Annotated in this window: 9 protein-coding genes; 8 read left to right on the top strand and 1 reads right to left on the bottom strand. The window is 44.7% G+C overall.

The genetic code is table 11. The features are described 5' to 3' along the window. The first annotated feature begins 123 nt into the window (after positions 1 to 123). The 3 genes from IEY46_RS23285 to IEY46_RS23275 are packed head-to-tail and all read left to right on the top strand — an operon-like array spanning position 124 to position 4068. Positions 124 to 1779 (top strand): sensor histidine kinase, encoded by a 1656-nt coding sequence (locus IEY46_RS23285; protein WP_229750481.1) that lies wholly within the window; start codon positions 124 to 126, stop codon positions 1777 to 1779. After that, on the top strand, positions 1757 to 2518 hold the full coding sequence (locus IEY46_RS23280) for a response regulator transcription factor (protein ID WP_188995516.1): 762 nt from the start codon (positions 1757 to 1759) through the stop codon (positions 2516 to 2518). The genes IEY46_RS23285 and IEY46_RS23280 overlap by 23 nt, the downstream gene beginning before the upstream one ends. Positions 2519 to 2559: 41 nt before the next feature. Further along, on the top strand, positions 2560 to 4068 hold the full coding sequence (locus tag IEY46_RS23275) for an ABC transporter substrate-binding protein (protein WP_188995514.1): 1509 nt from the start codon (positions 2560 to 2562) through the stop codon (positions 4066 to 4068). 10 nt (positions 4069 to 4078) lie between these two features. Here the strand turns inward: IEY46_RS23275 and IEY46_RS23270 are convergent, their stop codons facing one another. Then, positions 4079 to 4942 carry an AraC family transcriptional regulator gene (locus IEY46_RS23270; RefSeq protein WP_188995512.1) on the bottom strand — a complete coding sequence of 288 codons (864 nt, stop codon included), beginning with the start codon at positions 4940 to 4942 and terminating at the stop codon, positions 4079 to 4081. Positions 4943 to 5027: 85 nt separating this feature from the next. On the opposite strand from IEY46_RS23270, the gene IEY46_RS23265 reads away from it, so the two are divergent. The 5 genes from IEY46_RS23265 (at position 5028) to IEY46_RS23245 (ending at position 13499) form a co-directional block, all read left to right on the top strand. After that, entirely contained in the window at positions 5028 to 6386 is a 1359-nt protein-coding gene (locus IEY46_RS23265) for a sulfatase family protein (protein WP_188995510.1), read from the top strand. A 108-nt stretch (positions 6387 to 6494) separates the two neighbouring features. Then, positions 6495 to 7517, top strand: a complete 1023-nt coding sequence (locus tag IEY46_RS23260; protein ID WP_188995508.1) for a response regulator transcription factor — start codon at positions 6495 to 6497, stop codon at positions 7515 to 7517. Between the two features lie 797 nt (positions 7518 to 8314). After that, positions 8315 to 9352, top strand: coding sequence for a LacI family DNA-binding transcriptional regulator (locus IEY46_RS23255; protein WP_188995506.1), 1038 nt, complete (start codon positions 8315 to 8317; stop codon positions 9350 to 9352). Between the two features lie 143 nt (positions 9353 to 9495). Beyond that, positions 9496 to 12063, top strand: coding sequence for a glycoside hydrolase family 2 protein (locus IEY46_RS23250; RefSeq protein WP_229750480.1), 2568 nt, complete (start codon positions 9496 to 9498; stop codon positions 12061 to 12063). An 80-nt stretch (positions 12064 to 12143) separates the two neighbouring features. Next, the gene (locus IEY46_RS23245; RefSeq protein WP_188995502.1) at positions 12144 to 13499 is read left to right on the top strand and encodes an ABC transporter substrate-binding protein; all 1356 of its coding nucleotides are present in this window, start codon (positions 12144 to 12146) and stop codon (positions 13497 to 13499) included. Positions 13500 to 13530 lie beyond the last annotated feature (31 nt).

Raw genomic sequence — 13530 nt, 5'->3', positions numbered from 1 at the left:
ACCATTATTTACTATCTAGATGTGTTGAGGTGCCGAATGACTACTTTTTTGCGCATAATCATTTATCGTAATAAGTTTTTGGCATATTTAATTTTCATTGTGTTAATTGGATTAACGCTACATGTGTTGACGAGTGCAATTGTAATCAATCAATCGCTGGGCAACGCCCGAATTGAAGCCGCGAATGCTTTTTCCAGCATAGAGAGTGACTTCCAAAACGATACGGATCGCATAGAAGCTTATATACAGCGCATTTACTCCAATCAGGCTCTAATGAAAGATACGCAATATTTTATGAGTCCAACCATTGATCAATATCTGACTAAAAAACTGTTGAACAACCCTTACTCGGAACAGGAGCTTCTATCCTTTCCGGAAGATGTTAAGACCTACCTGTATAACTGGGCACAGGGAGATATTATGCAAATTAGCGTACATTCAAAGCATGGCGGCAATGTTATGCTGTTTGACAACAAGGGCATCCCGAGCTATCAATTTGGTAAATCAAATGATGACGAAATATTCCAGGAAAGCATTCAGAAGGGTTTCGTTTATCGAAAGAAATTGTTTCACACCTCAGAAGGAACAGGCGAAATTCGCTTTCTGGTCAGCAGCGAGCGAATATTCAGCCGTGTGAGCAATTATCAGCTCGGTAAAGCAGCCGCCGTTAATGCTGCTGGGGATGTATATCTCATCGGCAATGGCAATATGAAGATTGTTCAACAAGCGATAGCCAGGAAGGATACCCACGGATTTGTATTTGACAATTTGCTTTCACCGACCTTCTACGTCACTTTTTCATCTTCGAAGTTTAATTATAAGCTTGTAAGCACAATAGATTTGGGTACATTGATCCGTAAGGAAAGCTCCGTGCTGTTCATGTTATTCTTCGTCATTCTAACGGCTATAGTCAGCGTATTGCTGCTCGTTGTTTATAATCTTCGGGACGATGCTCGTTTCCTGCACCGTATCATTCAATCCATTAACCGAGTGAAAACCGCCGATTTCACCCCGAATAAGCCTGCACGCTATCGCCGTAATGAATATGGCATGATTGCGCGTGAAGTCGACGATATGATCCGCCAGCTTGACAGACATATTCACAATGAATTTGTACTCAAGCTGAAACAGCAGGAAGCAGAAATGAAAGCGCTGCAGCATCAGATTAACCCGCATTTTCTCTATAATACATTAGAGGTTATTCGATCGACAGCGCTGGTGAATCAGGATGCGCATACAGCAGATGCCATTGCCACTTTGGGTGCCTTATATCGTGAGATTGTTCAGAAGGACAATATCATTACCATCGGAAGCGAACTGGAACTGCTGCAAAAATACCTGAAAATTATGGAGTTCAAATACCCGGATCTCTTTTATTATCAAATCGACGTATCGGAATCCATTCTGGAGCTTCCTACCATTAAGTTCTGGATGCAAACGTTAGCTGAGAACTTTTTCGTTCACGGTTTTTCGATGGAGAAAGAATTTAATCTGTTTATCGTCACAGGCCGGGAAGACAACGATTTTTATAAATTGGAGTTTATTGATAACGGAATCAGCATTGAGGAAGTGCGGCTGGCTGATATTCGAAAGGCCTTATCGAGCAACTACGGTGCAAACACGAAAAGTATCGGCTTATATAATGTCTGCACTCGGCTAAAATATTTTTATAGGGATGGCCTTTCCATAAGCGTTGATAACAATATCGAAGCAGGCGTTAAAATTTCTGTACAGATTTCTAAAGAGGTGATTAGTGATGTACAAGCTGTTAATCGTTGATGATGAGCCGCAAATTCTGGAAGGAATGAAACGAATTCTGGATTGGAAAAGCTATGGGTTCGAACATATTGAAACTTGTAATTCCACAGATGCGGCCGTATCCAGAGCCATACAGCTAGTCCCTGATATCGCCATTTTTGATGTATGCATTGGAAAAAGCCGTGGATACGATGCGATTCAAAGACTCAATGAAGCCAACCTTCCAACAAAATATATCATTATGAGCGGTTATAGCGATTTCCACTTCGCTCAGCAAGCGATTCGCTGCGGGGTCAAGGATTATTTGCTAAAGCCCGTAGAACGTGAAAAGCTGCAGCAGCTCGTCGAGAATATTATTGTTAAGGAACTTCACGGGACAATAGGAAATCAACCTGCAAATTCACTCCGCATGGACCCTGTACTCGGTGTACCCTATGATACGCTGTCCAAATTAGTACGACGTATTCTGCTCATGGTTACGACAGAATATGCCCAGAACATCACACTTAAATCGGTCGCAGAACGTTTACAAATGAATAGCACCTACCTTGGGCAATTATTTATCAAAGAAACGCAGATGAAGTTATCCGAGTATTTAATGATTTATCGTATGCAGCGGGCCAAAGAGTTCATTTTGTCCACAAATGAGAAGATTCAATGGATTGCCGGTACGGTAGGCTATAATAACTTGAATTATTTTTACACCCATTTTCAAAGTTATTTTGGACAATCGCCCTCTGATTTACGCGAAAAAAGTTAACCGGCTTAAATAAAGATAAATATGTCGGGGAGGTTAATGTCATGAATAAATATAGTTGCTATTTCGTTGGCCTTGTCCTGCTGCTCGTTGTACAACTCACCGGATGCACGAACCAGAATTCGGATGCACCCGATTCACGCGACCAATCCCCTGTAAACCTCATTTATTATACAATTGGCGATCCGGATAAGGATCTTCATCTTGTCAATGACAAGGTCAATGAGCTTCTTCTGCAGAAGATCGGAATTACAATCACCTATATTAAGATTGGCTGGGAAGAGTACGAGAATCGCTTGAACACCATGATCTCATCGGACACCTCATTTGATATCGCCTTTGCTCCTAATTTTATAACGAACGCAAGACGCGGTGCATGGCTGAAGCTGAATGATTATTTAACGAATCAAGGCAAAGAGATGGTTGATGCGATTGACCCCGTCTTCTGGGAGGGCGCGAAGCTTAACGATGGAAGTATTTACGGCATTCCAACGAACAAGGAGCTGGCCGTGCTTGAAAATTGGATCTATCCGGAAGCTTTAATAAATAAATATAACATCGATATCTCAAAATATAACACATTGGAGTCGCTGGAGCCTCTATTACAGACGATACAAAAGAATGAACCGGATTACATTCCTATGGAGCTGAACAAGGACTCTCACGATTTCTTCGCTATGTACGGATATGAATATCTTACAAATAATAAAATACCTTTAATGATCCAATCGCTGGATCCAGCCTCATCCGTCGTCAATATCTTCGAAACCGCTGAAGCCAAGCAAATATTACAAACACTCCGTCACTACTATCAGCTTGGCTTTATTAATCAGGATGCTGCATTGCGTGAACCGGGAGCGCTGCGGCGGGATTCTAAGGTGTTCTGGAAATCCGCTAGCGGCGGACCGTTATCGGAGAGCATCTGGAGTAAAGATCTGGGATACAAGGTTGTAGCGAACCCTGTTACTCCTGAAGTAGCGACGAATGTTTCCGTGCTTGGGGGGATGATGGCCGTTAACGCAAAAACGAAACATCCGAATGAATGTATCGCATTTTTAAATTTGCTGAATACCGATCCGGAGCTGCGCAATTTATTCAACTATGGTATTGAAGGGGTTCATTACAACTTGGATCATAAGGGTCAGGTTGTTCTTATTCCGCCGAAGGATGCTCAGGGGAATCGAATAACGAACGAAGCCCCCAAATATACGGGTGTTCAATACACACAAGGAAATTGGTTCATCTTACGAACACTGGGCGGTGATTTCCCCGATCCGCCGGATAAATGGGAGCAATTCCGGACATATAATGCCAAAGTCGTAAAATCTAAAGTACTTGGGTTTAACCCTGACCTCTCCATGATGAATGAGGAATTTGAGAAAATCGAAAAGGTATGGCATAAATACTATCCTCTACTCATGACCGGCAGTGTCGATATCGACACCTTCCTGCCCAAATTCAATGATGAACTGCATAAAGCCGGACTTGAGAAGGTACGTGCAGAGGTGCAAAAACATCTCGATGCATGGCGCCAGGAGCATAATAAATCGTAAAAGGGATTTCTCATCGCTGAAGGGGCTTTCGCAGCATCCTCGAAGGCGCCGCGCCAGTACAGGTCTTGTACTGCTTCGAGAAAACAAAAGGATCGGGATAACCGAGATGGAAGGAGATTTCCTTGACGGATTGATCCGTATGCTCCAGCAAATAACGGGCGTATTCAATTCGAATTTTGATTTGGTACTCTTTGATGGTTGTACCGAACAGCTGCTGGAACAACTGCGAGCAGTATTTGGGGGAAAGTCCGGAACGCGCAGCCAGCTCTTTTACCGAAGTCCGGTCGGCCGGATTCATATCGATGTGGTTCTTGATCTGCAGAACAGCATGATGGACCGGCCTGCCTTGTTCGATATTTTCCAGCTCGTGTGACATCTCGGCCAGCGTCAGGCAGATTGACGCATGGCACAGCGCATCCCTTCTTACGGAAGGAGGAAGACAATAATGACGGTGGATCGTCTCAAACAACAAGCGGAATTTTTGCGCATCCCGCGGCAGGAATGAGAAATAGCAGGGGCCCGACGTGAAGGTCCGCCCATGTTTGCTCCCGTAGCGGTTTATTTTAAAGCGGATTGGGATGATGCTGAGCGGCTCTTTCAAGTCGCGATATGCCGAATGCGCCATGCCGTCGGACAGAAATAGAAGATGGCCTGCGGCAAGCTTCACGGGATCCTCGTTAACCTGATACGTAACATTGCCGCTTTTGACATACAGAATGTGAATTTCATCCAATACGCGTTCCTCGATACTCCATGAGGGAGGGACCGTCACATTAAAGCAGGTTTGGATATGAAACCTTTGCGTGTCGAGCGTCAAGCGGAGAAGGGAGTCCAGGAAGCGGGAGGCGTCGTGGGAATTTAGACTTTTTGACATGCTATTCATCCTTTTTGCCATGTGGATTACAGATCATGATGACTATAATTAAAACCATTATGACATGGAATTCAAGGAGGACCTTATGGCTGTGCGACCTAATGTAATCTTCATCATTGCTGACGACCACAGGTATAATGCGATCGGCGCCGCAGGCGACCGGACGGTGCAAACGCCGGTGCTGGATGCGTTAGCCCAAGCGGGAACCATGATGGCCCGGACACATATCAACGGAGGGGTTGACGGTGCCGTTTGCGTTCCCAGCAGAGCGTGTGTGAATACGGGGACACATATTTTTCAGGCAACGGAAAGCCAGCAAATCGGAGATCATGCGAGAACGAATGTGATTCGTCCGGGAGCGGCAACGATGCCGTCGTGGTTCCGGTCGCATGGCTACCATACGCACGCAATCGGCAAATGGCACAACGATACGGCCAGCTTCAATGCCGGCTTTTGCAGCGGAAATTCCCTGTTTTTCGGAGGGATGAGCGAGCATTGTCAAGTGCCCGTATTCGATTACAACGCTGACGGACTATATCCTCCTGAATCACGAAGGATTGAAACGAAATTTTCGACAGAGCTGTTTACCGATTCGGCGATCGAATTTATTGAACAATACGCCAATGAGGATCCCTTTTTCCTGTATTTGGCTTATACCTCCCCGCATGATCCGAGAACAGCGCCGGAGCCTTACGCCAGCATGTACGATCCGGAGCAAATTCAACTGCCGCCCAGCTATATGGACGAGCATCCATTCGACAACGGGGAGCTCGATATACGTGACGAGAAGTTGGCCGCCTATCCGCGCAAGCAAGAGGAAGTGCGCCGGCATATCGCCGATTATTATGCGATGATCTCCCATATGGACCATCACATCGGCAGTGTACTGCAAGCTTTGAACGCCAGCGGACAAGCGGATAATACGCTTATCGTCTATACGGCGGATCACGGCCTTGCTGTCGGACAGCATGGTCTGCTGGGTAAACAGAATATGTATGACCACAGCATTCGTGTCCCTTGGCTGATCAAAGGTCCGGGGGTTCCTGCGGGGCGGCATATCGATGCGCTTGTTTATCAATTCGATATATTCCCGACTTTGTGTGATCTGGCTGGCATTGGAGCACCTGACGATATCGAGGGGAAAAGCATGAACGCGTTAATCAAAAGAAAAATGGACAGCGGCAGAGAGACGGTATATTCCTTATATAAAGATATTCAGCGTATGGTGAAAAACGGCCGCTGGAAAATGATCCTTTACCGCCATTCGGCAGAAACCGGAAAGGGAACTGATTTCGTGCAGCTGTTCGACCTCATGAACGACCCCTGGGAGCTCCACAACCTGGCTTCCGATCCCATATATCGGCCCCAATTAATAGGGCTTAAGCAGGACTTGACGGACTGGATGGAGCATGCCGGGGATCCATACGCCGATTTATTCCTGTGAGTGATTAACAGGGCAGATGTCTTTTATGCTACGCTCACGTATATTGACGGCGCCTGATCGTTGTCAATATACGTGAGCTTTTATTATGGAGAAAGAGGTGCCTTTTCCGTGCAGCGAATTCTTGTTGTAGACGACGAACCGATGATCCGCAGAGGGTTATTAAAATTGATCAAGGAGTATGATGATGCCCTGGAAGTATGCTCCTCCAGCAATGGGCATGATGCTCTTCAACTGATGCTGCATTTTTCGCCGGACATTGTCCTAACCGATATCCGAATGCCCAAGATGGATGGATTGGAGCTTTGTAAAACCATCTCCGAAACGAAGACGAATATCAACGTCGTCATCATATCCGGTTACGATGATTTCAACTATGCAAAGCAATGCATTTCTTATGGGGTCAAAGAGTATTTATTGAAACCGCTTACGGAGGTGGAGCTTTACCCTGTTTTGGATAAGCTTTGTGCGCAGCAGAAACAGGCGTCGATTTCTTTATCCGTGTATGAAGAGTGGCTGAAGGAGGCGGAGGAAGCGATTTGGGCATTGGACGATTGCCGGCTGGCGGAGCTGGTGGAACTCTTTGAGGCCGCTTATGCGGGAACAGGGGTCCATGAAGACCAATATCAGCGGCTTGTTTGCGATGGGCTGGATATTTTACAAAAAAGGCTTCAAGTCCGCGGGTTTACAGCGGCTTTGCCGCGTCATGCGCTATCCGAAATAAAAGTCTGGAAGACAACAGAATATTTTCGGAGCATGATCTATGAAATTGCTAAGCAAATTGCCCATTACAGGGGCGGAAACCAAAAGAAATTATTCGATGAAGCCATCCAGTTTATTGATTTGCATATTAAAGAAGAGCTCAGTCTGGAGTTTATTGCGGAGAAGGTCGGGCTGACACCCGCCTATTTCAGTTATTATTTCAAAAAGATGGCGAAAGAATCGTTTGTGCAATACCGCATGCGTAAACGTATCGAGCTCTCGAAAAGGCTGCTGGAGATGCCGCAGTACAAAATAGTGGATGCCGGCCTTGAAGCGGGTTTTTCCAATTACACGTATTTTCATCTCTCTGCCTACTCAAATACAAAGTATTTCAAGATCAACAGCCTTCCAACAGTTTCAATTACATCCTAAACCAACGGACAGAACATCCTGACAATACGCTTAATTTTACATGGACCTACAGTGACATCAATGGACGAGCCCAGAGTGCTTTTCGGGTGCAAGGATCAAAGGATAATTGGGCAACCATTGTCTATGATTCGAACATTTTGTCGGGGCAGCCGGCTCGCACCTCCAAATGGCCAATGGAGTTTTCGAATTAGCGCGTTCGACGGCATGGAATGGTCAACTTGGCAATATCGCAATTTAGTCTTACCCAAAAGTTTCGAGCCTAATGATAGCAGTGCCACCGCATTCCCGATTCAATACAGCACAAATTACGCCACGTTATTGTCAAGTGCTACGGACGTAGACTGGATTGTGTATACTCCAGTGAAAACCGGCGTAGATCAGTTGTATCTAATGGTTCCTTCAACTTTGAATTATGATAAGGACATGAAGTTGGTGGAGGATGGAAGAAAGGGTACGGGGCAGAGGGAACAACCACGTTAAACCTTGAATCCCGAGAGAATCCTCTTGTTTTCCACAGTTAATCGACAGCCTCGTTTAAGTCCATTAGATGGGCTGATCGCCAGAAAATGGCGTTTAAGTTGCCGTGGTGTCCGTTAGAAGTCGTCCCCCCTTCACAACCAGTGCCAGGGCCAATTACCCAAATCATTGGGTCCAACTGACAACTCGTTTATTGCGGGCTCAGACTGTTCATTTCACTGAACTAATTTCATGGGAAATTCAACTTTATATTGAAGATGAATAAAGTTTCCATTATTATTAAAGAAGTTGATACCTAATTAGAGAGAAGTTGATACAAAATGAAATTGAAAAAAGTAACAATGGAAGATATTGCCGCAGAATTAGGCATTTCGAAGTCATTGGTTTCCAAAGCGTTAAGCGGATCACATGGAATCAGTGAAGATACGAAAGATAAGGTCAGAGCTACAGCCATTCGAATGGGCTATCGTTTCAAAAAAGGCGTTCCTCAAGAAGCGACAGATAAGACGGGCAATGTGGCTGTACTACTTCCTCGTGAGGACGTAGGCGATTTTGATTATTGGGGAGTCATATTAAAGAGCATAGAAGTAGAAATGAGCCGTAATGGCTACAGTGTCATGTTTTCGGGAATTGATACTCAAGCCGAGAAAGGCGCATCGTTGCCGCTAAGCATAACCGAGCATAAAGTGGATGGAGTTATCATACTTGGACGGATACCCAGGCCGATCATCTTGTCCGTTATTGCTGCAGGGTTGCCTATTGTATTGATTGATTCGGACTATCATGATCTGAATGTAGATCTTGTATATGCAGATAATTATGGGGGCGGCTTCGAAGCAGCACGTCATATGATAACGCATGGTCACCGAAGTCTCGGTTTTGTCGGAAATCTGGGGTACTCGTGGACTTTCAGAGAGCGCTATAGAGGTTTTGCCGCTGCTGTCGATCAATACAGGAGCGAAACGGGAGAAGAGATAAAGCTGTCCGTTTTCTCTGGTGATGTAGATTTCAACAATATTCCTATCGCATACGAAGAGATCAATAATTGTCTAGATGCCGAAGAACGCCCGGATGCGCTTTTCTGTGCAAACGACCCGGTCGCCTTTGTTGTTTTGCAGGCCATGGATAAGCTTGGCATTACATGTCCAGACGGAATGTCGATTATGGGATTCGACAATGTAAGCAAATGCGAGATGAGCGTAACGCCGCTTACTTCTATTGAGCCGCACAAAAGTCTCATGGGGGAGAGAGCTAGTCAGATGCTGCTTCGCAGAATGGAATATGATAATGGAGTTTCAGAAAAACAGCAGCTTGTCGTAAAAATAGTTGAAAGAAAAACAATCAAAAAAGTTGAATGAATAACACGATAAGATTCAATAAGTTTATTAAACATATTGAAATATTGTTTGACAAACAACTGTTTTTCAGATTATAGTTTGATTATCAAATAGATTTACAAGAAAAAATTAAGAAAACTATGACTAACAGGAGGTTCCTGCATTTGAGGTTTCTGAAACTTTTTGAATGGAAGTTGAAGGGTTTCTATCCTTATGTACCATTCCTCGGCAATAGCATGGAGACGCAACAGGAGCTGATGGGTATGACGGATTGGCTTCCTGCTGAGGTGCCCGGCTGTGTACAGAATGATTTATGGAAAGCCGGCTGGATTGACGATCCTTATAAGGATATGAACAGCTTGAAATGCGAATGGGTTGAAAATCGGTGGTGGATGTATCGGACTAATTTTTCGATTTCTGTTGCACCGGATGAAAGCATCCTTCTCATTTTCAAAGGAATCGATTATAAAGCGCATTTTTATTTCAATGGTCATTTCCTCGCTACGCATGAAGGCATGTTTGAACCGGTTGAGTTAACCATTGACTCTGACCTTTGCCAAAATGAAAACGAGTTGACGGTTTTGTTCGAGCACGTACCCGATGAGATGGGACAAATCGGATACACGTCAGAAACGCACACGCAGAAGAGCCGATTTAATTATAAATGGGATTTCTCCACCAGATTGGTTCCGATCGGACTATGGGATGATGTTTATGTGAAAGTGATCAAATCCGCTTATTGGGGAGAGGTTCAATTAACAACCTCATTCGATGAACAAACTGGCAACATTCGTTGGCACGGAGCATTAAAGGGCCCGGCTTCCACCTCCGTTCATCCGTCCGATGATTTGGCGGCAATTGCCGAAGTTGTACATAATGGTGAAAGTTTGGGCAAGTGGAAGTCCGCCGTGCTGCAATCCGGCAGCTTTGAGATCGATATGGCCCTTTCGAATATATCGCTTTGGTATCCTAACGGCTTGGGGGAGCAACCGCTGTATCAGGTTAAAGTCGGTCTTTATCATGATGGAGAGTTGCTCGACGAGTGGACGGGAAGAACGGGATTTCGTTGCTTGGAATGGATAACGAATGAGGAGGCTCCAACAGATGCTTTTCCTTATTCCGTAAACATGAATTCGTCGCGTATGTACATTAAGGGAATGAATCTAACTCCGCTAGATATGATGTATGGCACAGCGACGAAAAAACGATATGAGGATGTCGTTCTAAAGCTGAAGAAGGCAAACGTCAATCTCGTTCGCGTATGGGGCGGCGGCTTAATCGAAAAGGATGTTTTTTATGAGTTGTGTGATGAGCACGGTATTCTAATCTGGCAAGAATTTATTCAATCCAGCTCAGGAATTGACAACATTCCATCTCAAAAACCTGAATTTCTGCGATTGCTGGAGCGTGCAGCCTATTCGGCATTAACAAGAAAGCGCAATCATATCTCTTTGGCCTGTTGGAGTGGCGGGAATGAACTGCGAGACGAGCTCGGCATTCCTTCTACGGCTGAGGATCGGAACATTGCCTTGCTTCAAACCATGGTGCATGGGCTGGATCCACACAGACACTTCTTTCCTACATCGGCGTCAGGGCCTAACGAATTTCTATCCCTTGATACTCCGGGCGAAAATTACGATGTGCATGGTCCGTGGAAATATGCCGGTCCCGTGGAACAATATCGGCTTTATAATAGTTCCGATAGTCTGCTTCAGAGTGAATTTGGCGTCGATGGACTTGCCTCGTATGCTTCCATGCTGCGTTTTATCAATAAAACGGAACTTAAAGTGCAAACAATGCAAGAAAACGATGTTTGGAGACATCACGGCGAATGGTGGTGCACCAAAGATCGTGAGGATGAGATGTTCGGCGATATCAATGACCTGCAGGAATTTGTCGTAGCGAGTCAATGGACGCAAGCCGAAGGACTCCGTTATGCATTGGAGGCAAATCGACGCCGAAAGTACCGGAATAGCGGAAGTATCGTATGGCAATTTAATGAACCCTTCCCGAACGTATCTTGTACAAGTGTGATCGATTATTATCACCAACCCAAAATGGCTTATTATTGGGTCCGCAAAGCATTTGCAAATCGGCATCTATCTTTGAAATACGATCAGTTGATCATCGATCCGAATGTACCTTTCTACCCGGAGTTGTATTTCCATAATAGCCTTGATGAAGGCGAGCTGAACTGGACGATAGAATGCATAAGTCCGCAAGGAGAGTTGTTTCACATCCAGAAGGGCCGTCATTCTATACACAGTAATACCTCGACTAAATTAGAAACACTTGATTGGAATGTTTCCACAATGTCCGAGCGAATTGTCATTGTTCGATTATCAGGTTCCTTCATAGGAGAAAGCTATAAAAGCAATACTTCTTACAATCTGGAAGCGAATACCTATTTATTCTCTACAAAACAAAGTCATTATTTCTCTGATTGGTTAAGAGCTCCATCAGCAGATTTAAGCTGGAGCCATGTAAGAAATAGCGGATACGACGCAATTGAAATATATGAGGTTGTTAACACGGGGCCAATACCTGCCTTATACATTGTAGCCGCCCACAGGGAGGGAGAGGTCGAAAAAATTTTATTTAGCGAGCAAAATTATTCGGTATTGTTTGCTGGCGAGAAGCTTCAATTCGAAGTGGAAAGACACTCTTGGGGCAATGACGCAGTTGATCCGTCCTCGATTTATTTCAAGACGTTACACTCTGCCGGGAGGTGAGATATCTACAACAGTCGTTCTGATGAGTGATTTAAAGCAATAAATGATTTGGTGAACAAACTAAAAAGGGAGGCAGTTCAATGGTTAAAAAATCTTATTCTCTTGTGTTCGTAATATTATTAGCAGTAGTAATGCTTGTTGGTTGTACGTCCAATAGTGGCGGCAATAAGTCTAACGCGGGTGGCAAAAACCCCAGTCCTTCCAGTAATTCGAAAAAAACCCCAGCTACCGGGAAGGACCCGGTTGAGATCGAGCTGGTCCATTATCAAACCGGACAAGAGGGAGCTATCAAACAACTGTTGGATGAATACTTCGAATTGACCGGGGTAAAGGTGAAACAAACGCTCATTGATGCTAAAAATAATCAGCAGTATTTGATTACAAGAGCCCAGGAAAAAAAGTTTCCCGATATTTATGCGGGCTCACTGGAAGGCGAATTGTTGGCCAATCTCGTAAATGCAGGTTTGGTCGAAAATTTGCTGCCCGAATGGGAGTCATGGGGCTATGATTGGCTTGGCGAAGAGAAAAGCTTCAAGGGAGATTTGGCTGAAGGCAACCCATGGGGCGCTGAAGCCGGTAAATACGGAATTCCTTATATGATAGCTACCTCAGGTTATTATTACAATAAAAAGATGCTGGATAAAGCAGGATTCGATCATGCTCCAACGACTTGGGACGAGTTCCTGGATTTCAGCGAGAAAGTACAGGCCACTGGGATTTCGTCAATTGCCTATGACTTCGGAGATAATTGGGGATCTATGAATGCGGTTGTATTCCCGATTGCCAGTAATATATTTGGCGGAGAGGAAAACCTGACAGCGGCTTTAAATGGCGATGGACTGGCAGATCCAAAATGGCTCGAAGTATTCGGGAAAATCGCGGAGCTTCGCGACAAAAAGTATTTGGCCGAGGGTACGGCCGTGCTTATTATGTCGGATGTGGAAAAGAAGTTTATCAATGAAGAGGTTGCCGTTATTTCCAACGGTTCGTGGTTCGTGCCTGTGCTTATGTCTGACGCTCCTGACTTGGACTGGATTGTAGCCCTGCCACCTGCTGTCAATGCAAGTCATGATGTAAACATTGATGGCGGCGTTTCGATTAGCTTTACAGTTTCAAAAAACAATAAAAACATGAAAGAAACAAAAGACTTTCTAAAATGGTTTGTTGATGGACCACAGCAAATAAAAATGACTGAGTTAAGCGGGATCTTGCCGGCCAACAGCAAAGCATTAGCAGAGGCTGATTTGGATGCTAACATTAAAGTGATTGCTGGGCTGGGCGATAAGCTGACAAAAAAAAGATTGCATGCATTAGTAACAGAAGCCAACATTTATGAGGAGTTCTGGAAAGGACTTCAAGCATTGGTCGAGGGTAAACAATCACCCGAGCAGCTTCAACAGGAATTGATGAAAGTGTATGCCGAAAAAAATAAGTAAGGTATAACAAGTAGTGCCTTTGACAGAATTG

The sequence above is a fragment of the Paenibacillus nasutitermitis genome (assembly GCF_014641075.1).
Lineage (GTDB): Bacteria > Bacillota > Bacilli > Paenibacillales > Paenibacillaceae > Paenibacillus_Z > Paenibacillus_Z nasutitermitis.
The sequence above is the reverse complement of the archived record's forward strand: the minus strand, read 5'-3'. Positions and strand labels throughout refer to the sequence as shown.

Coding starts and splice junctions, on each gene's coding strand:
- IEY46_RS23280 (WP_188995516.1), top strand. CDS start 1,757: ATGTACAAGCTGTTAATCGTTGATGATGAGCCGCAAATTCTGGAAGGA.
- IEY46_RS23275 (WP_188995514.1), top strand. CDS start 2,560: ATGAATAAATATAGTTGCTATTTCGTTGGCCTTGTCCTGCTGCTCGTT.
- IEY46_RS23270 (WP_188995512.1), bottom strand. CDS start 4,942: ATGTCAAAAAGTCTAAATTCCCACGACGCCTCCCGCTTCCTGGACTCC.
- IEY46_RS23265 (WP_188995510.1), top strand. CDS start 5,028: ATGGCTGTGCGACCTAATGTAATCTTCATCATTGCTGACGACCACAGG.
- IEY46_RS23255 (WP_188995506.1), top strand. CDS start 8,315: ATGAAATTGAAAAAAGTAACAATGGAAGATATTGCCGCAGAATTAGGC.
- IEY46_RS23245 (WP_188995502.1), top strand. CDS start 12,144: ATGGTTAAAAAATCTTATTCTCTTGTGTTCGTAATATTATTAGCAGTA.